This is a genomic window from Halorussus ruber (assembly GCF_004765785.1).
In the GTDB taxonomy this organism is placed as follows: Archaea; Halobacteriota; Halobacteria; order Halobacteriales; family Haladaptataceae; genus Halorussus; species Halorussus ruber.
This window is the reverse complement of sequence record NZ_SBIT01000015.1, coordinates 133,164-152,955: the sequence shown is the minus strand read 5'-3', so window position 1 is coordinate 152,955 and position 19,792 is coordinate 133,164. Positions and strand designations below refer to the sequence as shown.

Below are 19,792 nucleotides of genomic sequence, written 5' to 3'. Positions count from 1 at the left end.
ATGGTTGTTAGCGGTAGGATTTCTGGTAGCGGGCGCGAGCGCCGGGTCCGCCCCACTTCTTGGGCTCGGAACGCCGCGAGTCGTTGACCAGCAGCGACCGGTCGAACTCGATGAACGCGTCCCGAAGCTCGGCGTCGTTAGTGTACTGCACCAGGCCGCGCGCGATGGCGGTCCGGACGGCGTCTGCCTGACCGCTGATGCCGCCACCCTGCACGTCGACTTCAACGTCAACGTCGTCTCGGGCGGCCTCGTCGGCGATGCGGAAGGGTTCCAGCATCTTCAGGCGAGCCGTCTCCGGTTCGACCAGCTCGACGGGCTGGGAGTTGATTCGCACTCGCCCCTCGCCTTCCGTGACGGTGGCGCGGGCGATGGCCGTCTTCTTCTTTCCACTCGTGTTGGTTACCATGTGACGTTAGCACCCAGATTCTCACTGACGTCGCCCAGTTGGACGAAGCGAATGTTCGATAGTCGGTCCAGCGACGTTCCCTCGAGGACTTCGCCGTCCTCGTCGAGGGGGTTGCCGACGTAGACTCGGACGTTCTCGAACGCCTCGCGGCCCTTGTCTTCCTTGTAGGGGACCATCCCGCGGATGGCCCGCTTGAAGATCATGTCGGGGCGCTTGGGGTAGTACGGACCGCTGTCCGAACCCAGCTCGGCGCGCTTCTCGTAGGTGGACATGACGTCCTCCTCGCTCCCGGTGATGACCGCGTCCTCGGCGTTGATAACCGCGACACGCTCGCCGTCGAGTGCGCGCTGTGCGACTTGGCTCGCCACGCGACCGAGAATGCAGTCGCGGGCGTCGACTACGACGTCTGCGTCGAATTCTGCGAGACTCATCGAATCACCCGGACGTTCGAGCCTTCGGGGTTCTGTTCGATTGCCTGTTCGAGGTCGAGAACCTCACCGTCGGCTTGCTCGATTTTGGTCTCCGCGGTGGACGAAAAGTCCACAGCGGCGACGGTAACTTCTTTTTGCAGGACTCCACTCCCGAGAACCTTGCCGGGCACGATGACGGTCTCGTCCTCCTCGGCGTATCGCTCGATGCGACCGAGGTTGACTTCCGCGTGCGTGCTCCGGGGCTTCTCGAGGCGGTCCGCGACAGTACTCCACACGTCGGCGTCCGAATCGCGGGACGTCGACTTCAGGTCAGCGATGAGACTGGTGAGCCTCGGATTCGTCTTGCTCATAATACTTCCTCCTGATGGGAATAAGAACTGAAGTGCAGGGAGCAGGATTTGAACCTGCGGACTCCTACGAGACAGCGCCCTGAACGCTGCGCCGTTGGCCTGACTTGGCTATCCCTGCACGTCTGAGAACACACGTGCAGCCCGTCGCGGGCAACCGTGTGTTGTGGGTGGCCCTTCAAACCACTTTCGGTCTGACTTCCAATCGCGTGCCCAATCGCCGCGGAGTCCTGCGACTTTTGGGACCACGCAAGCGCCGTGACCGGAGTGCGGTTCGAAGAGCCCAGCATTGTTATAGTTGTACAGCCTGTTCGAGTTCGTCCGCGCGGTCGCTAATCGAAGCGGCCGCGGCGGTGACGATTTCGTCTACGGTCAGCGACCCGTCGGTATCGACGTCGAACACGAACGCGTTCGGCACGTCGTGGACCTCGATTTCCTTGCCGGGATACCGGTTGGTCAGGTCGTGGTCGAACTCCTCGGTCGGGACGAGTTCGCCGTCCTCTTCGATGACGCCGCGGAGGATGTTGGTTTCCTCCTCGCCGTACTCGTCGCTGTCGCCGAGGACTTCCACGCGCTGGAGGTGCCGGTAGCCGACGGCCACGCCGCCCTGATGTTTGGCGTGGTCTTTCCCCGTCGAGAGGACGGCGTCGGCTTCGAGTTCGAGCCGCTGGTCGTCCTTCAAGTCGATGATGGGAATGTTGTCGTCGGCCGGTTGGACCATCCCGTCGGAACTCACGAGGTCGCCCGAGTACGCGGTACTCGGTCCCGACACGTCGAGGCTGAGGGTGACGGTGTCGCCCTCCTCGAACTCGCCGAGCGGCGTCGTCAGCGGGACCAACCCGAGCCGAAGCCCGAGCTGCTCGTCGAACATGACCGACGAGTTCTCGACCATCCGGACCGTGTCGATAGACAGCGTCGGCACGTCCGCGATGATGGCTCGCCGAATCCCGTTGGCGAACGCCGGGGTGACACCTCGAACGAGGAACCGCGCGTGGCGGTCGCCACGTTCGATGAACTCGACCTCGTAGTCTTCTGTCATGGGTTAGAATCCACTCTTGCCCTTGGGGGCGCGGGTACCGTCGTGCGGGATGGGGGTCACGTCTTCGATGCGACCGATTTCGAGACCGGCGCGAGCGAGCGCGCGAATCGTCGCCTGTGCGCCCGGACCGGGGTTCTGCTGCAGGTTGCCACCGGGGCCGCGCACGTTGACGTGAACGCCCTCGATGCCCGCCGCCTTGACTTCCTCGGCGACCGTCTCGGCCATCTGCATCGCGGCGTAGGGCGAGGACTCGTCGCGGTTCTGCTTGACGACCGTCCCGCCGCTGGACTTGGCGATGGTCTCCGCACCGGTCAGGTCAGTGACCGTGATGATGGTGTTGTTGAACGATGCGTGAACGTGGGCTACGCCCCATTTCTCGTCGTCGTTTGCGCTCATTCGTTACCCTCCGCTCGTTCGGGGTGCAGTTCGTCCGCAAGCGGGCTGTTCTCGTCGAACTCGACGGTGCCCTCCTCGGCCGTCTCGACCTTGTAGGAGGGGGCCTGAACGCGCTGGCCGTCGACCGTGACGTGTCCGTGGACGACGAACTGACGCGCCTGGTTGGGCGTGTTGCCCAGACCCTTCCGGTAGGCGACCGTCTGGAGACGGCGCTCGAGGACGTCGGTCACGTCCAGCAGCAGCACGTCGTCCAGCTCGTCGCCCTCGTCGAGGATGCCGACGCGCTGGAGGCGGCTGACGAACTCCTCTCCTTCGACGGCCTCGGTGTCACCCTGCGCACGCTGCGCGAGGATGTTCCGGGCCTCGCGGCGGTAGCCACGAAGCTCGGACTGGGCCTTCCAGAGTTCCTGCTTGTTCTGGAGTCCGTAGCGGTCCAGCAAACTGCGCTCCTCGGAAATCCGCTCGCCCTGATAGGGATGGTTCGGCGTCTCGTAGGCTTTGGTGTTCTCTCCGAGCGCCATTATTCTTCACCACCCTCTTCGGCCTCGGCGGCCTGTTCTTCCTTGATCTCCTCGACGTTGACGCCGATGGTGCCCTCGGTACGCCCCGTCGAACGGGTGCGCTGACCGCGGACCTTCTGGCCACGCTTGTGGCGGACGCCCTTGTACGAGTCGATCATCTTCATCCGGTTGATGTCCTGACGACGGGTCATGTTCAGGTCGTTGCCCGTCTCGTGGGTGGTCTCCCCGGAGAAGAAGTCGTTGCGGTGGTTAGCGAGCCATTCTGGGACCTCGTCGGCGAAGTTCTCGACGGCCTCGACGACGGTGTCGATTTCGTCGTCTTCGAGACGTCCGAACGTCGCCGTGCGGTCTACGCCGGTCTTGTCGGCGATGATGCGCGCCGCTCGGCGACCGATCCCGTTCAGTTCGGTCAGGGACCGTTCGACGGACTTCGTCCCATCGAGGTCGGTCTGACCGATGCGGACGAAGTATCGGAGGTCCTCGTCTTCCTCCTGTGGTTCTTCTGTACTCATGGTTGAATACTGGAAAGCGTCGAGGGAGGGATTCGAACCCTCGAGGCTTGACGCCACAGAGTTAGCAACCCTGCGCCGTGGGCCAGACTAGGCTACCTCGACACGCTTGCATTCACTACCGCCCTCTCGGACTCGGGACGCCGCGCCCCTACAGGTGTGCATTTCAGGGTATGGGCGATTGGTATATAAACGCAACGAATCAGATTCGCCATAATTCGGGACTTTCTCCCACGGTTTTCGGTGCTGTGTCCCACGATTTCGCCCCCGAACGTACCGAGTCCGCGCGCTCGCTCTCGATTCTCAGGTCCCCCAATTCCACGCCTCCTCGCCGCCGCCGATTTCGACGTTCTCGACCGCGCCGACTTCCTCCCACCCGGCGTCCTCCTCGCTCGCGTCGGTGTGGCGAACCGCTAGTTTGCTCCACTCGCCGTCGTACTCCGCCGAGAGTTCGTATCGCTCTGTCGCGCCGTCTTCGGGTCGGACTTCGAGTCGGAGCGACTCCTCGGGCACGTAGTCGATGGGACTCGCTGGCCCCTCGAAGGTGGTCCCGTCCGAGAGCGTGACGCTCACCCGGTCGTTCAACTCCATGTCGCCGAGGCGCTCGACGAGTTCGGTCTGGCTCATGGAACGGGGTTCATCGGAGCGCGGGTTAAGCGTGCGGGCCAGTTTCGAGACCATTTATTTTGTAGTCTGGCGCGTGCCGGGCGCGCTCTCCCGTGAGCGCGCCCATCCGCGCGAGGGACGAACGACCGCGCAAAGCGCGGGAGTGAGGAGGTTGGGGAGGCGTGAGGTCCGCGATAGCAGTGCGGTTGCGATGCGGTTGCGATGCGGTTGCGATGCGGTTGCGATGCGGTTGCGATGCGGTTGCGATGCGGTTGCGATGCGGTTGCGATGCGGTCGCGGTGCGGTCGCGGTGACTCCTCGGCCCAAGCCCGACGCTAGCTTCGTCGGACTGCACACCGACTTAGGCTTGTAGAAAATACCCAATCAATTGTTAAACATCCATCTATATTTCTAAAGGACATCTATAATTATCCCGTAGTGCCTGCAACCCGCGACAATCACACCACTCGAAAAACTCAGACCTCGACGTTGTTGACGTACTCGTCGTTGATTTCCCACTCGCCGTCGTCACCCTTCACCATGTACTCGCCGTAGTAGGGTACTCGGTTTTCTACCGTCTCGCGGAAGGTCTCCCGAATCTCGTCTTTCGTCATCTCGCCCATCGACCGGAGGTCGTCGTTGCGGTTCAGACACCCCTTCAGGTATCCTTCGTGCGTGACGCGCACGCGGTGGCAGTTCGCGCAGAACTGGGCGTTCTCGACGGGGTCCACGATTTCGACCATGCCGCTCGACTCCTCGTCGGCGGTGCCGCCGACCCAGTAGCGGTTCCGGTTGTGCATGTCGCGGGTCTCCACCTCGTCCGCGATGTCGGCCAGCCAGTCGTGGACGCGCTGGATGTCGATGTTCCACTCGGGCTTGCCCGTGAGTTCGGGCATGTACTGGATGAGTTGGAGTTGCAGGCCGTCGTTCTCGGCGACGTGTTCGACCATCTCCTCGACGTAGCCCGCCGTATGCTCGAACACGACCATGTTCAACTTCACGGGGTCGAGTCCGGCGTCGAGGCCCGCCTCGACGCCTTCCATCACCGCGTCGTAGGCCCCGCTCTGGGTGACCTCGGCGAACGCCTCGGGGTCGAGCGCGTCCTGCGAGACGTTCACTCGCTCCAGTCCGGCGTCCACGAGGTCCTCGGCTCGACCGGGAAGGAAGGTGCCATTGGTAGTCAGCGACACCTCCATCTCGTCGGGCGTTCGCCGGATAATCTCCTCCAAGTCCTGACGGAGCATCGGCTCTCCGCCGGTGAACTTGACCTTGCCCACGCCGAACTCGCGGGCGACTTCCAGAAACCGGACGACTTCGTCGGCGGTCATCTCGTCGTCTCGTGGGTCCATCGGTCCCCGCGTGTCGCCCAACCCCTCGTTGTGGCAGTAGACGCAGTCGAAGTTACACCTGTCTGTGAGCGAGACTCGCACGCCCGAGACCTCGCGCCCGAAGTCGTCCTCCAGCATTACTCCTGAACTTTCAGCGTGCGTGTCCTTAAAATCGCTGTCGAGGCCCCCGCCAGCGTAACGGAATTCGGTTACGTTTCGTCTGCGTCTCGCTGGTCGTCGGACTGTTCCCCGTCCGCTGCTCCCTCGTCGTCCTCCACGACCGACGCGGTGGCGTGGTTCTCGCCGACCTCCTCGATTCGGATGTCCACGCGCTCGCCGAGGTCCGCGTCGGGCACGAAGACGACGAACGACCCGATGCGGGCCACGCCGTCGCCTTCGCTCCCGAGGTCCTCGATTTCGACGGAGTAGCGTTCGCCGACTTCGACCGGGGCGGTGTCGCGGCCTGACATACACCCCCACACGACCTGCCGGTGGTTAAGTAATCGGGAGGTAACCGAGCGCAACTCGGCGGTCGAGCGCGGTCTACGCGACTCCAGAGTTGACAAGGCTTATCGACTCGTCGGCCCCTACCTGCGGTATGGACGAATCAGCGGTACGCGAACTCCTTCGGGACGTACAGGACCCGGACCTCGGCGACGACATCGTCTCGTCGAACCTCGTCAACGACATCTCGGTCGAGGGCGACACCGCCAGCATCTCGCTCGCGCTCGGCGCGCCCTACTCGCCCCACGAGAGCCAAATCGCCGACCGCGTCCGAGAAGTCCTCTCGGAACACGACATGGAGGCCGACCTCTCGGCCCGCGTCGAGGAGTCGGTCTCGACCAGCGAGCAGGTCCTCCCGAACGTCAAGAACATCATCGCGGTCGCCTCCGGCAAGGGCGGCGTCGGCAAGTCCACCGTCGCGGTCAACCTCGCGGCCGGACTCTCCCAGATGGGCGCTCGCGTCGGCCTCTTCGATGCAGACGTGTACGGCCCGAACGTCCCCCGGATGGTCGACGCCGACGAAGTGCCCACGGCCACCGAGGACGAGACCATGATTCCGCCCGAACAGTTCGGCGTGAAACTCATGAGCATGGCCTTCCTCGTCGGCGAGGACGACCCGGTCATCTGGCGCGGCCCGATGGTCCACAAGGTCCTGACCCAACTCTGGGAGGACGTCGAGTGGGGCCACCTCGACTACATGGTCGTGGACCTCCCGCCGGGGACCGGTGACGCCCAGCTCACCCTCCTCCAGAGCGTCCCCGTCACGGGGGCTGTCATCGTCACGACGCCTCAGGAGGTGGCCATCGACGACGCCCGCAAGGGCCTGCGGATGTTCGGCAAGCACGACACGCCGGTTCTGGGCATCGCCGAGAACATGTCCACGTTCAAGTGCCCGGACTGCGGGGGCGAACACGACATCTTCGGCCGCGGCGGCGGCGCGAAGTTCGCCGAGGAGAACGACATGCCCTTCCTCGGGTCGGTCCCCATCGACCCCTCGGTCCGAACCGGCGGCGACGAGGGCAAACCCATCGTGCTGGACGAAGACAGCGACACGGGCGACGCCTTCCGCGTCCTGACCGAGAACGTCGCCAATAACGTCGGAATTATTAAACGACGCCAGCAACGCTGAACCATGTCCCACGACCAAGGCTCCTACGGCCCCGACATGCAGCGCGCGGAAACCCTCCGAGAAATCGCAGAGGACGTCCGCGGCGAGTCCTCCGAGAGCAAACTCGTCGCGGCGATTCTCTACCGCATCAGCGACCTCTACGACCCCGACGAGGAGACCTCGCCCCGCGATATCTACGTCAACATGCGTGAAATCATCCGGACGAAAGAGACGTAACCGACCTCACCGGAGCTTCCGAACGACCAGCCAGCCGACGACGAGCGCGAGGCCGACGTAGATTACGGGCACTCCTCCGATTTCGTATCCGGCGCTCGCTTTCTCCGCGATACCGCGCTCGTAACTGGCGTTGTGATACTCGTAGTTGTCGTCCATCCACGTCGGCCGCACAGGCTCGTAAGACGTGTTCCAGACCCGCGTCTCCTCGCCCGCTTTCCCGGCGAACTCGACTTGGTCCAGCGCACCCTCCTCGGTGGTCATATTCCCCGCGTAGAAGCGCGCCTCGCCAGCTATCTCCGTCCCGCGCTCGTCGAGAAGTTCGACGGTGATGGTACGCGAGTCACCGGGGCGAACCGACGCGGGATAGTAGCTCCCCTCGGTCCCGACAGTGTGGACCATCAGTTTCGTACTGTAGAGTTGCTTCGAGGGATTGACGATGGTCACCTTGGCGACCGCCGACGGTTCGCCGTTGATGGTCCCGTCCGCCACCGTCACGTCTTCGATATAGGGTTTCGGTATTTTCCCGGACTCGGCGGAGTCGATTTTCCGCGTGAAATTGAACTGCGTGTGCCCGCCGAAGGTCGAGAACACGACCGTGTGGTCGTCCTGGTTGACGTTTATCGCTGGCGTAATATTGATTTCTTTTGTGCGATGTTCGCCTCCGGAGAGGTTGAAGTTCGCTGCATAGATGCGTTGTCTGTCGACGGTGAGTACGTATCTTTCTAGATCTATTTTTCTATTAGTCGGATTTCTGTAATCGACGACAACCGTCGAATTGTCGATGTTAAGTGAAATCTGGTATTCGACACCACTAGATGACTTGACTACCGCCTGTGACTCAGTATCTTCCGAGACTCCGGCCCAAACTATGCCACTCTGTACGGAGGCGAGCAAACAGAACAACACCAATGTACGGACGATGGTCGATGAATTGCGTATATTCATGAATTAAGCGCCCCCGTTCGTTTCCGAGCAAGAGGCCTTTATTTCACACCACTTCGTACTGTCTTTCTCCGAAGTTATATCATCTACTATTGTATCTTTGGTTTTAGCGCTCGGATAAGTGTTCTCAGTCGTTCGATACTCAGTCTCCTTCGTGATGTTCCCCGTCTCGGAGTTGTAGAACTCCCGGACGAACTGGCCCGTAATCGTCGCCTTCGTTTCGGCGATGTGACTTTGGTTCGCGTATGCGTCGGTCCAGAACGTCGAGGTCCCGTCTTTCCGAACGAGAGTCCACGCTGTAATCGTCTCCTCGGAAATTCGCCAGTCACTACGGCCGCTCGCTTGCCTCCTAGCGACGGCGTAATCCATAGTTGACGCCTGTGATTCCCAGCTGTACTCGGCCTTCTGTACTTGCTTGTCGCGTGCGGCCTTGTAGTAGGTGACTTGCTCGGTGAACTTTGATTTGTATCGCACTTCGAACTGCGTTTCGTACTCGGCGTCTTCGACTTTGACCTGTCGTGTATCCCCAGTAAAATCGTGGTCGTAGGCGTAGCTAGAGGTAGCCCAGTAGGTCGAGGTCCGCGTGACTGTGTACGTCTTCGTAATTGTCTCCGTATGACAACCGAATTTCAGACTACAGCGCCGGACCGTTTTGGTCCACGTCTTCTCGACTTCGTACTCGTATTCGTACTCTTTTTCGGTCTCGTATTCGGCGTCTTCGACTTTGACCTCGCGCGTCGCTCCCGTCTGCTCGCCGTTCCAGAGACTCGAATCGTGCCACTTGCGGGGTGACCTCGTAGTTGCGGAGTCGAACCACGAGGAGAACGTTCGAGTTCGCGTCTCCTCTTTTCGAACAGTTCCGTCTACGTACCACTGCTGCATCGAGTCGAGAAACTGACTCCGGATTCGTCTATCCGAGAAGCGTTTGGTCTCCTTCTCGTACTTCGCTTCCTGGGTTTTTACGTACTCTTCGAGGACGTATTTAGCGTCGTTTTCCGTTGTTTTGACGGAGTATCCGTCTTCGACATACTCGTCTCGACGTTCTTCCGAGTTGACTGTAGCCTTGCGGATTTTGGGCTTCTCTACCCGGTACGTGAGATTTTCCACGCTCACGTTGGACCAGTATTGGTTATTTTCTAGCAATACTCCAACTTCCGGAAGCGTTGTCTGAACCTCTTTTCTGGTGTTGTTGAGGTTGTAAACCGTTACCGTCGAGTCATGCGGCGAAATTTCGGTAGCGGGAACTTCGATTACACCGACGTACTTGTAGGCGTCTTCAGTCGGCTCCGAATGAGAACTGTCGGGTGCGTCAACGGTTTCCCATCTGGTCACGGTTGCTTCCGGATTGGCGACTGCCAAGCCGAGCGAGAAATCGTCGTAGTACGTCTGTTTCGAGAAGTGGTACGGTTGTGTTTCTACCCTAATTCGCACCGTGTCGTTGGCGTAGTACGGACCGTCAGTCGTGATATTCTCGCCTGCGATGTCCGGAACGAAGTAGTCCAAGAAATTGAAGTTCCGCTTGGTTCGGAGGTCGTATTCGTCCTCGACAATACTAGCGGCCCGGTCGTAAGCCCAGAACTTTGCCGTGGTGTTATCCGGTTTCGTCGGTTCCGCCCCGTACTTCCAGATGTATTTCAGGTCGGTCCCGTCGGGGTCGAACGATCCACTCGCGTTCACGTGGATACCGTGTTCTTTCGTGATATAGTCCTTCGTTCCGTCGTTGAGGACGTCTAATCGGAGCTCAGGTTTGCTTTTTGTGACTTGAAACTTGGTATATTGCTTATTCTGCCAAAGCTTGTTCTTCTGCGAGATTGTCCAATTGACGTTTATATAATATTCACCAGGGACATTTCCTGCCCAGAAACTCTCTATAGCGATTTTATTACCTGACACATTCTTTCTAAACTTCTCGTCTTGGACTTCCCTCAAGGAATTATCTGCTCTCTGGATTTCTATGTCTATATCTTCCGCATCAACTCCATTCAAATCAATCTCCAACACGTGATGCGCCGCGTACCGCTCTGGGTCGATTCGCTCGTGGTACGAGTCAACCGGACTATTCACGAACTCGGAGCGAACGATTTCCGGTTTCTTTACCGGCACGATGTCCCGGGACACGTTCGTCGTCTGTCCGCGTTCGTCTGTAGCGACGACCGTCACCGAGTGACGCTCGCCGGGCGTGAAGTCGTCGGAGGAGAAGTGGACCATCTGCTTGTAGTCCGTGTCGAGGCGGATACTCGACCCTGCAGTGGCGATTGTCTCTCCGTCGACTTCGACGCGGAGCGTGTCGAGGTTCTCGTACTCGTCGAGACCGCTCGCGGTTCCGGAAATCGAACCGTAACGGTCGAGAGACACGAACGAGACGTTCGGGCGGGGGTCGGCCGCGACCGCCGTCGTTCCGTCCGCGAAGGTTGCGACGTTCTCAGATCCGTCTGTGTAGGTGACGACGGCGTAGATTTTGTGATCGCCGGGTTCCCAGACCGTACTCAGCGAGGTTCCCCTGCCGATTCGTCCCGCGGCGTCGTACCAACTGACCGATGCGACCGCGCTTGACGAGGAGTCGAGTCGGACCGAGTAGGCTCCTCGGAGCGGTTCCGTCCCGGTCACGACCGCATCGCCGGAGACTGTCGGCGAAGCTCCGTCCGCGATACTTTTGTCTTCCGGCGGTTGGGTCGGCGGGTCCGTCTGCCCGCGTACCGTAACGGCGAGCGAGGACGTGGCCGATTGTCCGTCCACGTCGGAGACCGTCGCGGTAATCGACCGCGCGCCAGCGGTCGGGAAGTGCTTCGAGACGGTGTCGGTCGGTTGGTCCGCCGAGAGCGAGTGATTCGCTATTTCGACGCCGTCGATGGACCAGACCACGTACTCGAGCGCCGCGGCCCCGGCGTCGAGGTCCGCGGTGTACGTTTCTGTCGCGCCAGTCGTGGATTCTCCCGGCCCCGAGATCGAGATGGAGGGGTCCGCGCCGGGCGAAACATCGACGTAGAGGGTGTCGGAACTGCTCGCACCCTCCTCGTCCGTGATAGTTAGGGTGACGCGATAGCGTCCGGTTTCGGTCGGCGTGAATCGGGTTCGATTGCAGGTGGCGCAGTCGGGAGTGATAGTGTCGTTGCTCGGCGTCTGAATCGACCAGTCGTAGGCTTCGATGCGTCCGTCGGGGTCGCGCGAGCCGGTGCCGTCGAGGAGTACCGTCGCACCCTTCCGTACCTCTTGGTCGAGTCCGGCGTCGGCGAGCGGGGCCTCGTTTTCGGGGGCGGTGGCTTCCGAGGGAGCAGCGATGTTTGCAGAGAGCGTTCCGGCGACAGGGGTCGTCACGACGAGGAGGACGGCGAGAACGACCGAAGTCGGCTTCGACATGCCGACGGTTAACTCCTTTTCGCTTATAAACTTATGTATCTAAAGAGTAAAAATAACTTTCCTGATAGTAGTTTGACGGATTCGATTTTCTAACCGAGTCGGCAGGTCCAGTAATGGGTCGGAAACTTACCATTACCGCCAAATCCTCATGAACATTCCTTGCTAATCTATAGCAAAGGCTTTACTGATTCCCCGATTTATCTCTAATCACTGGGCCTAACGGCCGTGAGCTACAAATATGACTGATGACGAACTCATCTGGCGAATCGCGGGCGGTTCCGGTGACGGAATCGACTCGACGAGCCAGAACTTCGCCAAGGCGCTGATGCGCTCGGGCCTGAACGTCTTCACGCACCGACACTACCCGTCGCGCATCCGCGGCGGCCACACGTACGTAGAGATTCGTGCGAAAGACGAGCCCGTAAAGTCCCGAGGAGACAACTACAACTTCCTCCTCGCGCTGGGTGACAGTTTCGCTCGGAACCCCCAAGAGGAGGCCTACTACGGCAACGAGGAGGTCAAGCCCCTGTCGGAGAACCTGGACGAGTTGCGCGAAGGCGGCGTCATCGTCTACGACTCCGGCCTGCTCGACGCCAGCGAAATCGAGAACTTCGACGAGCGCGTCGAGGAGAACAACTGGCACGTCTACGACCTCGACCTCCGAGGTCTCGCCAAGGAACACGGCCGTGAGGTCATGCGCAACACGGCGGGTGTGGGCGCGACCGCGGCGTTGCTCGACATGGACCTCCAGTACATCGAGGACCTGATGGAGGACGCCATGAGCGGCGACGTGCTGGAGGCCAACCTCCAGATTCTCGAAGAGGCCTACGAGTCGGTCAACGAGAACTACGAACACACCCACGACCTGCGCGCTCCGACCGGGAGTGCCGACGAGGAGCAGGTCCTCGTCTCCGGCTCCCACGGCATCGCCTACGGTGCCTTGGACGAGGGCTGTCGGTTCATCTCGGGCTATCCGATGACCCCGTGGACCGACGTGTACACCATCATGACCCAGCACCTGCCCGAGATGGGCGGCATCTCCGAGCAGGTCGAAGACGAAATCGCCGCGGCGTCGCTCGCCATCGGTGCGAGCCACGCCGGAGCGAAGGCGATGTCCGGGTCGTCCGGTGGCGGGTTCGCGCTGATGTCCGAACCGCTCGGTCTCGCCGAGATTACCGAGACGCCCATCGTCCTCGTGGAAGCGATGCGCGCCGGTCCCTCGACCGGGATGCCGACCAAGCCCGAGCAGGGCGACCTCGAACACGTCCTGTACACCTCGCAGGGCGACTCGAACCGCGTAGTGTTCGCGCCGGGCGACCCCGCGGAGTGTTACGAGCAGACTCGCAAGGCCTTCGAAATCGCCTACGAGTACCAGATTCCGGCCATCGTCCTCTACGACCAGAAGCTCTCGGGCGGCCACCAGACCGTCCCCGAGGAGGTCTTCGACGAGGAGCCCAACCCCGACATCGGGAGCGTCGTGACCGAGGCCGAACTCGAAGAAGCGGTCCAAGAGGCCGGTCGCTTCAAGCGATACATGTACGACGACGAGGAGAGCGGCTTCGGCGGCGTCAGTCGCCGGTCCATCCCCGGCCAGAAGGGCGGGAACTTCCTCGCATCGGGTAACGAACACAACGAAGTCGGCCACATCAGCGAGGACGCCGACAACCGCACCATCCAGATGAACCGCCGGATGGCCAAGCTCGACGCGATCCGCGAGGAGCTGACTGAAACGTCCGACCACCAGCCGGTCTACGGGCCGGAGGACGCCGAGTACGGCATCCTCAGCTTCGGTTCGACCAAGGGCGTCATCGAGGAGGCAGTCGACCGCCTCAACGAGGAGGGCCACTCGGTCAAGGCCATGAACGTCAGCGACATCATGCCCTTCCCGAAGGACGAGGTCACGGAGTTCTTGGAGAGCGTGGACGAGTCGCTGGTCGTCGAGATGAACGCCTCGGCGCAGTTCCGCCGTCACATTCAGGGCCAGCTGGGTCGCTTCGGCGAGAAGCTGTACAGCCTGCTCAAGTACGACGGCAACCCCTTCGAACCGGAGGAGGTCGTCTCCGGCTTCGAGAGCCGCCTCGGCGAGGAAGCCGACTTGAGCCAGTACAACGTCCGCATCGAATCCGCAACGGGTGATTAACCATGAGTGCATTCAACGCAATCGGCGAAGAGCGAGACATCGACAGAGACGAGTTCACTCCGGAAATCGAGCCACAGGCGACGTGGTGTCCGGGCTGTGGGGACTTCGGCGTCCTGAAGGCGCTGAAGCAGGCCATGCCCGAGGTCGGCCGCAACCCCGAGGAGACGCTCCTCGTGACGGGTATCGGCTGTTCCGGCAAGCTGTCGAGTTACTTCCGGAGCTACGGGTTCCACTCCATCCACGGCCGGTCGCTGCCGGTCGCTCGCGCGGCCAAGATGGCCAACCCCGACCTCGAAGTCATCGCGGCGGGCGGTGACGGCGACGGCTACGGCATCGGCGGGAACCACTTCATGCACACCGCCCGCGAGAACCACGACATGACCTACATCGTCTTCGACAACGAGATTTTCGGGCTGACGAAGGGCCAGACCTCCCCGACCAGTCCGAAGGGCCACAAGTCGAAGACTCAGCCCCACGGCAGCGCCAAGCAGCCGATTCGGCCGCTCTCGCTCGCGCTGACCTCCGGGGCGTCCTACGTCGCTCGGACCGCGGCGGTCAACCCGAATCAGGCCAAGGAAATCCTGACGGAGGCGATGGAACACGACGGATTCGCCCACGTGGACTTCCTGACCCAGTGCCCGACGTGGAACAAGGACGCCAAGCAGTACGTCCCGTACATCGACGTGCAGGACAGCGACGACTACGACTTCGACATCACCGACCGCGGCGAAGCGTCGGAGATGATGCAGGAAGCCGAGAACAAACTCTACGAGGGAGAGGTCCTCACGGGTCGCTTCTACAAGGACAGCGACCGACCGTCCTACCAGCAGGAGAAGCAGGCCACGGGCGACATGCCCGAGGAGCCGCTGGCCGAGCGGTACTTCGACGACGACTACGAGTGGGAGCGTAGCTACGACCTGCTCGACCGCCACAAGTAACGTCGAAGTCGATTGCTTCGCTTTTTCCGCTTTTTCGACTCCCCAGAGCGTCGGCGCTATCGGTCGGAAAGCGCAGGTGCTACTTGTCTTGGAATGCGGGCGCTTCTCTGCTTCCTTCTTCGCCACTCTCTCCACCGCCGCCGGGCATGCCGCATCCGGCGAGACCGGCGGCGACTCCGGCGAGCGAGACCTGTACGAACCGTCTCCGCGAGCGTCGTGCCATGTCGCCGGGTACTGGCCGGTCGTCCGAAAAAGTGAGCGTCCCTCCCGAGCGTTCGCGGCCGTTTCCGAGCGTTCGGTGATTGTTCCCGAGCGTTCGGCGAGCGTAGCGTCCCGTTGTCCGTTTTTCGGGTGGAGTAGCTTCGACGGAACTACCACGAGGAGACTTTTTCTCGGTCTACGAACTGTTTTCACCTTCGCAAGGTATTTTTTCCCGTATCCGAAATACACTGGTAATGAGTACCCAATCCACCGAAGATCGAATTCTCTCGGTCCTCGAGGAGGACGCCCAAGCGTCCTACGCCGAAATCGCCGACCGGGCGAACGTCTCGAAGCCCACGGTTCGCAAATACATCGAGAAACTCGAAGACGAGGGGGTCATCGTGGGGTATTCGGCCGAAATCGACCCGAAGAAGCTGTCGAGCAAGTCCATCGCGCTCGTCGGGATGGACGTCGCCAGCGAGAAGTACGTCGAGGCCACCCGCGATTTGAAGGCGCTGGACGAGGTCGAGACGCTCTACTCCTCGTCGGGCGACCACATGCTGATGGCCGAGGTCCGCGCGGCGGACGGCGACGCCGTCGGCGACGTGATTAGCGAGAAGATTCTGGAAATCGACGGCGTGACGGCGGCCCATCCGTCGTTTTTGCAGGAACGGCTGAAGTAACTCGGGCCGGTTGTGGAGTGTCGGCGGTTCGGCGTGGGGTCGTTACTGGGGTTTCGATTGTGGTCTGATGATTCGGTTTTGTTAGTTGCTGTTTCGGAGTCGTAGTTACGAAGGAGTCCGATTATCTCGTCCCGCTACGAGATACGGAGGAAAGGGAAGGGAAGCTAGCTTCAGGCTTGAGCCGAGGAGTCTCCCGCACAGCACCGCCCCGCCCCGCACCGCGACCGCGGGCCTCGAACCTCCCCAACCTCCTGCGGTCCTCAGCCTCCGCTTCGCTCCGGCTTCCGGTCCTCGTCCCTCGCACGCCGATGGCGCGCTCACGAGAGAGCGCGCCAGCGTGCGCCGATAAGAATGATAGATAATTCTCTAGCAATTCTAGTTCTATATTTCCCGAACAAAAAGTTGTCTTTAACCCGCAGAAATCAGGTCAGTCCGCAGCCGGAATCTCGACGCGCTCCAGCGCCCGCTGGATGCGCTCGGAGGCCTCGGCCAGTCGCTCGGCGCTGTTGGCGTAGGACACCCGCAGGCACTCCTCGGCGTTGGTCCCGAAGTCCGGTCCGGGGGTCATCGCCACGCCCGCCTCTTCGAGGAAGAAGTCCGCGGCGTCGAACGCCTTGCGGGACGAGGTCCCGCCGCCCCTCGAACGCTGTTCGAGGACATCTCCCGGTAGGCCGCTCACGTCGATGAGGAGATAGTACGCCCCGCCCGGCGTGTAGCCCATACTCAGGCCCCAGTCTTCGACTTCGCTCACGAGGTAGTCCCGGCGCTCGCGGTAGGTCTCGCGCACGTCGCCGAGGAAATCGTCGCCGACCTCGTTGAGGGCCGCCACGCCGCCCGATTGGACGAAGTTGGGCGCGCAGATGAGCGTGTTCTGGGCGATGCGGTTGACGTGGCCGACGTACTCCTCGGGCGCGACCATCCAGCCGAGTCGCCATCCCGTCATCGAAAATCGCTTCGAGAAGCCGTCTACGACGAAGGCGTCGTCGGTGTACTCCAAGATGGTGTGGTCCTCGCCCTCGTAGGTCAGGCCGTGGTAGACCTCGTCGGAGATGACCGTGGCGTCGGCGGCGTCCGCGAGTTCGACCAGCTCCGAGAGCGTCGACCCCGAAAGCACCGCGCCGGTCGGGTTCGCGGGCGAGTTGAGCAGGAGGGCCTCGGTCTCCGAATCCACCGTGCGAGCGAACTCGCTGGCCCGCGGTCGGAACCCCTCCTCGGCCGCCAGCGGGACCGTCGAGATGCTCCCGCCGACCTGTCTGACGAAGTTCGGGTAGCAGGCGTAGTAGGGGTCGGTCAGCACCACCTCGTCGCCGGGGTCCACCAGCGTCGAGAACGCCAGCAAGAGCGCGGGCGACGACCCCGAGGTCACGACGATGCGCTCGGTCGGCACGTCCACGCCGTAGCGCCGGTCGTAGTAGTCCGAAATCGCCTGCCGGAGTTCGGGCTTGCCCTTCGAGGAGGTGTATCCCGTCTCGCCCGCGCGGAGCGCTGCGACTGCTGCCTCGGTGACTGCCTGCGGCGTCTCGAAGTCGGGTTCGCCCACTTCGAGGTGTACAACGTCGTCCATGCGGTTGGCCCGTTCGAGAACGTCCATCGCGGCGAACGGGGTCGTCCGGGTCGCGCGCTCCGAAACCATGTACAACTGTGAACGTCGCTGGGAGTATAAAGTCTCGATGTGACAGTCAGTATTTGCCGGAGCGGTCGCGCCCCGACCACGACCCTGACCCCCGACGACGCCACGGAAGTTTTGTCGGTGCTGGCACAAGTATCGACCATGCCCACCTACCAGCGAGAGGTCCGCGTCGAGTCCCCCTTGGAAGCGGTCTGGGACTTCCACTCCCGAATCCGCGGACTGGAGGCGCTGACCCCCGACTGGATGCACCTCCGCGTCGAGGAGGTCCGCGGACCGGACGGAATCAAGCGCGGCGACGACGCGGTGCTGGACGCCGGGACCACGGTCCGGATGTCGATGCGACCGCTCGACGTCGGCCCGCGCCAGCGGTGGACCACGCGCATCACCCGCCGCGAGGAGGGCGACGGCACGGCGGTCTTCGAGGACGTGATGGAGGACGGTCCCTTCCCGACGTGGAATCACGCCCACTCGTTCTACGCCATCGACGGCGAGACGACCCTCGTTCGGGACCGCGTGGAGTACGAGCTTCCGGTGGTCCGGGGCCTCCTCGGGCCGCTGGGGTGGATAGGCTTCGAGCCGATGTTCCGGGACCGCCACCGCCGGACGAAGCGAATTCTGGAAGTTTGAGCGTAGTTCACGGCTAAAGGCCTAAAATCAGCGGTCCGAGCAAGACGCCCATCAGATGCACTCTTCGGGCACCGAACTGGGCCGGGACGAGTCCCACGAGCGCGGCGACTGCGAAGACCACCACGCCAAGTTCTCCCGCGAACAGGTAGCTGAGTCCGGCCAGCAGACAGAGGACAGCGACCGAGAGCCGGAACTGGTCTATCGACCCGACCGCGCGGAGGTAGCGGTCGCCGACCGAAAGGACCAGCAGAAACCCCGCCAGTCCCGCAACTGCGGCGCTGGCGAGCAACAGGGGCAGGTTCACCGGGGCGTCGGCCTCCTGCAAAGCGACCATCACGCCGGTCCGGGGCGTGCCGAGCGCCGAGAGCGCGAAGAGGGCGAAGATGGTGTTGGCGGTGTTGACGCCGCTGGTCGCCACGACGAATCCGCGGGCCTCCGTCGAACCGGGGACGAGAGCGAGGGCGACCACCGCGGCGACGGCCGACGAGACCCCCGGCAGGTAGCCCACCACCGCTCCGGCGACGCTTCCGGCGAGTGCGGTGACGGCGACGGTCCGCCGAGTGGTCGCTATCACGGGGTCGTCCTGCTCGGGCACGCCCGACCCCGAGAGGGCCTCGACGAGGACCGGCGCGCCGAACAGCCCGGCGAACAGGGGCGTGAGCATCCCGCCCGCCGCGAGGGGTGCCGCCGGAGAGAGGTCGAGGGTCGCGTGGCCGAGCGCCGCGCTCCCGGCGAAGGCCGCCGCGCCCCCGACGACGGCGCGGGCCGAGCCTTCGGTCAGCAGGAGGAAAGCGACCACGCCGCCGAGAACGATGGGCAGGTGGTCGCGCACGACTGGGTAGGCCACTGTCATCCCGCGCGTGACGGGGACGGCGAGGGGGACCGCGAGCGCGACGGCCAACCCGCTTCCGAGCGCGGAGAGGCGGACGGCCTCCCGCCCGCGTCCAGCGATGACGAGCCGGTGGCCCGGCAGCGCAGTCGCAGCCATCGCGGCGTCGGGCACCCCGAGCGCGAGGGCGGGCACGGCGTCGAGGAAGGAGTGGACGACGCCCGCCGCGAGCATCGCCGCGCCGACGAGCCGCGGCGGGCCCGGGACCGCGGGCGCGGCCGACGCAAGCAGAAGCGCGAGGTTGTTGACGTGCAGGCCGGGCGTGAGACCGCTGAGGGTGCCCAAGCCGATTCCGCCGAGGACGAACGCCAGCGCCGCGGCTGAGACTCCGAGGTCCATCCCGAGTCTGACGCCGAGGGGTTCCATCGGGGCACTTTGGTCGCGTTCTTGGATTTAAAGGTTCGTACCGCTCTACTCGAACTCCAATTCGGCGCGCGCTGGCGCGAGTTCATCTCGCACCCATCCGTGCGAGGGACGAGGACCGCAGGCCGAAGGCCGAGGACCGCAGGAGGTTGGGGAGGCGTGAGGCACGCGCTCGGTTTCGCTTTCCACCGACAGACGCTCGACCGAGAAACCGCCACGGGTGGATGAAGGGGCCGCCCGGTCGCGTGCAGTTTAGTCGTCTGAGCGACCCCTATCGGCGCAGGCGGTGTCTCACCGAACGAAGTGAGGTCGTTCGAAAGGCGAAGCCTTTCGTGATCACGAAAATCTCCGATTTTCGGACGATGATGGCTCGGAAGACGCGGTTTGTCTTCCGGTGCGGAGAGCGCCGATATGTCGCTCAGCGACCGTGACCGGGCGGGGGCTTCAAGAAGACAATACCACCACGATTCTGCTGTTCGCACTCACAATTACACGAAGACAGAGCGACCGGGCAGGGACTTCAAAAATACCTCACCTCGATTCTGTTGTTCACGCTCGCAGCCATATCATGATAGAGCAACACAGAGACG

Annotated in this window: 21 protein-coding genes, 2 tRNA genes and 1 pseudogene; 6 read left to right on the top strand and 18 right to left on the bottom strand. The window is 62.5% G+C overall.

The window, feature by feature from the left end; genetic code table 11:
- Positions 1–7 precede the first annotated feature (7 nt).
- The 12 genes from EPL01_RS18370 to EPL01_RS18310 all read right to left on the bottom strand — a co-directional run bounded on the left by EPL01_RS18370 (position 8) and on the right by EPL01_RS18310 (position 6,053).
- Entirely contained in the window at positions 8–406 is a 399-nt protein-coding gene (locus EPL01_RS18370) for a 30S ribosomal protein S9 (RefSeq protein ID WP_135826732.1), read from the bottom strand.
- The gene (locus EPL01_RS18365; RefSeq protein ID WP_135826731.1) at positions 400–837 is read right to left on the bottom strand and encodes a 50S ribosomal protein L13; all 438 of its coding nucleotides are present in this window, start codon (positions 835–837) and stop codon (positions 400–402) included. Before EPL01_RS18365 ends, EPL01_RS18370 begins: the two co-directional genes overlap by 7 nt.
- Entirely contained in the window at positions 834–1,187 is a 354-nt protein-coding gene (locus EPL01_RS18360) for a 50S ribosomal protein L18e (RefSeq protein WP_135826730.1), read from the bottom strand. The genes EPL01_RS18365 and EPL01_RS18360 overlap by 4 nt, the downstream gene beginning before the upstream one ends.
- A 33-nt stretch (positions 1,188–1,220) precedes the next feature.
- A tRNA-Leu gene (locus EPL01_RS18355) sits at positions 1,221–1,305 on the bottom strand.
- A gap of 171 nt (positions 1,306–1,476) precedes the next feature.
- Entirely contained in the window at positions 1,477–2,223 is a 747-nt protein-coding gene (locus EPL01_RS18350; protein WP_135826729.1) for a DNA-directed RNA polymerase subunit D, read from the bottom strand.
- Positions 2,224–2,226: 3 nt separating this feature from the next.
- The gene (locus tag EPL01_RS18345) at positions 2,227–2,619 is read right to left on the bottom strand and encodes a 30S ribosomal protein S11 (RefSeq protein ID WP_135826728.1); all 393 of its coding nucleotides are present in this window, start codon (positions 2,617–2,619) and stop codon (positions 2,227–2,229) included.
- A complete protein-coding gene (locus EPL01_RS18340) occupies positions 2,616–3,140 on the bottom strand; it encodes a 30S ribosomal protein S4 (protein WP_135826727.1) in 525 nt (174 codons plus the stop codon). The genes EPL01_RS18345 and EPL01_RS18340 overlap by 4 nt, the downstream gene beginning before the upstream one ends.
- Complete coding sequence (locus EPL01_RS18335; protein ID WP_135826726.1) at positions 3,140–3,652, bottom strand: 30S ribosomal protein S13; 513 nt, start codon at positions 3,650–3,652, stop codon at positions 3,140–3,142. Before EPL01_RS18335 ends, EPL01_RS18340 begins: the two co-directional genes overlap by 1 nt.
- A 17-nt stretch (positions 3,653–3,669) precedes the next feature.
- Positions 3,670–3,754 (bottom strand) — tRNA-Ser (locus EPL01_RS18330).
- A gap of 198 nt (positions 3,755–3,952) precedes the next feature.
- On the bottom strand, positions 3,953–4,276 hold the full coding sequence (locus EPL01_RS18325) for a hypothetical protein (RefSeq protein ID WP_135826725.1): 324 nt from the start codon (positions 4,274–4,276) through the stop codon (positions 3,953–3,955).
- A 455-nt stretch (positions 4,277–4,731) separates the two neighbouring features.
- A complete protein-coding gene (moaA, locus tag EPL01_RS18315; RefSeq protein ID WP_135826723.1) occupies positions 4,732–5,721 on the bottom strand; it encodes a GTP 3',8-cyclase MoaA in 990 nt (329 codons plus the stop codon).
- A 71-nt stretch (positions 5,722–5,792) separates the two neighbouring features.
- Entirely contained in the window at positions 5,793–6,053 is a 261-nt protein-coding gene (locus EPL01_RS18310) for a TRAM domain-containing RNA chaperone (protein ID WP_135826722.1), read from the bottom strand.
- A 128-nt stretch (positions 6,054–6,181) separates the two neighbouring features.
- On the opposite strand from EPL01_RS18310, the gene EPL01_RS18305 reads away from it, so the two are divergent.
- Both EPL01_RS18305 and EPL01_RS18300 read left to right on the top strand, forming a co-directional pair.
- Entirely contained in the window at positions 6,182–7,216 is a 1,035-nt protein-coding gene (locus tag EPL01_RS18305) for an Mrp/NBP35 family ATP-binding protein (protein WP_135826721.1), read from the top strand.
- Positions 7,217–7,219: 3 nt separating this feature from the next.
- A complete protein-coding gene (locus EPL01_RS18300) occupies positions 7,220–7,432 on the top strand; it encodes a DUF7976 family protein (protein WP_135826720.1) in 213 nt (70 codons plus the stop codon).
- 6 nt (positions 7,433–7,438) lie between these two features.
- Here EPL01_RS18300 and EPL01_RS18295 read toward each other — a convergent pair whose 3' ends face one another.
- The 3 genes and pseudogenes from EPL01_RS18295 to EPL01_RS22655 all read right to left on the bottom strand — a co-directional run.
- Positions 7,439–8,023 carry a hypothetical protein gene (locus EPL01_RS18295; protein WP_246045749.1) on the bottom strand — a complete coding sequence of 195 codons (585 nt, stop codon included), beginning with the start codon at positions 8,021–8,023 and terminating at the stop codon, positions 7,439–7,441.
- A gap of 357 nt (positions 8,024–8,380) precedes the next feature.
- The gene (locus EPL01_RS18290) at positions 8,381–11,236 is read right to left on the bottom strand and encodes a hypothetical protein (RefSeq protein WP_135826719.1); all 2,856 of its coding nucleotides are present in this window, start codon (positions 11,234–11,236) and stop codon (positions 8,381–8,383) included.
- Positions 11,237–11,359: 123 nt separating this feature from the next.
- Positions 11,360–11,731, bottom strand: a pseudogene (locus tag EPL01_RS22655) (PKD domain-containing protein); the annotation flags it as partial.
- A 238-nt stretch (positions 11,732–11,969) separates the two neighbouring features.
- Between EPL01_RS22655 and EPL01_RS18285 the strand changes: the two are divergent.
- Complete coding sequence (locus tag EPL01_RS18285; RefSeq protein ID WP_135826718.1) at positions 11,970–13,871, top strand: 2-oxoacid:acceptor oxidoreductase subunit alpha; 1,902 nt, start codon at positions 11,970–11,972, stop codon at positions 13,869–13,871.
- A 2-nt stretch (positions 13,872–13,873) separates the two neighbouring features.
- Positions 13,874–14,809: a thiamine pyrophosphate-dependent enzyme gene (locus EPL01_RS18280; RefSeq protein WP_135826717.1), complete on the top strand. Its 936-nt coding sequence runs from the start codon at positions 13,874–13,876 to the stop codon at positions 14,807–14,809.
- A 79-nt stretch (positions 14,810–14,888) separates the two neighbouring features.
- Here the strand turns inward: EPL01_RS18280 and EPL01_RS21845 are convergent, their stop codons facing one another.
- Positions 14,889–15,032, bottom strand: a complete 144-nt coding sequence (locus EPL01_RS21845; RefSeq protein ID WP_168215952.1) for a hypothetical protein — start codon at positions 15,030–15,032, stop codon at positions 14,889–14,891.
- Between the two features lie 232 nt (positions 15,033–15,264).
- Between EPL01_RS21845 and lrpA1 the strand changes: the two genes are divergently transcribed.
- Positions 15,265–15,693 carry an HTH-type transcriptional regulator LrpA1 gene (gene lrpA1, locus EPL01_RS18275; RefSeq protein WP_135826716.1) on the top strand — a complete coding sequence of 143 codons (429 nt, stop codon included), beginning with the start codon at positions 15,265–15,267 and terminating at the stop codon, positions 15,691–15,693.
- A 427-nt stretch (positions 15,694–16,120) separates the two neighbouring features.
- Here lrpA1 and EPL01_RS18270 read toward each other — a convergent pair whose 3' ends face one another.
- Complete coding sequence (locus EPL01_RS18270; protein WP_135826715.1) at positions 16,121–17,326, bottom strand: pyridoxal phosphate-dependent aminotransferase; 1,206 nt, start codon at positions 17,324–17,326, stop codon at positions 16,121–16,123.
- Positions 17,327–17,464: 138 nt separating this feature from the next.
- Here EPL01_RS18270 and EPL01_RS18265 point away from each other — a divergent pair, with 138 nt between their 5' ends.
- Positions 17,465–17,950: an SRPBCC family protein gene (locus tag EPL01_RS18265; protein ID WP_135826777.1), complete on the top strand. Its 486-nt coding sequence runs from the start codon at positions 17,465–17,467 to the stop codon at positions 17,948–17,950.
- A 13-nt stretch (positions 17,951–17,963) separates the two neighbouring features.
- Here EPL01_RS18265 and EPL01_RS18260 read toward each other — a convergent pair whose 3' ends face one another.
- Positions 17,964–19,205, bottom strand: a complete 1,242-nt coding sequence (locus tag EPL01_RS18260; protein WP_135826714.1) for a tripartite tricarboxylate transporter permease — start codon at positions 19,203–19,205, stop codon at positions 17,964–17,966.
- Positions 19,206–19,792 lie beyond the last annotated feature (587 nt).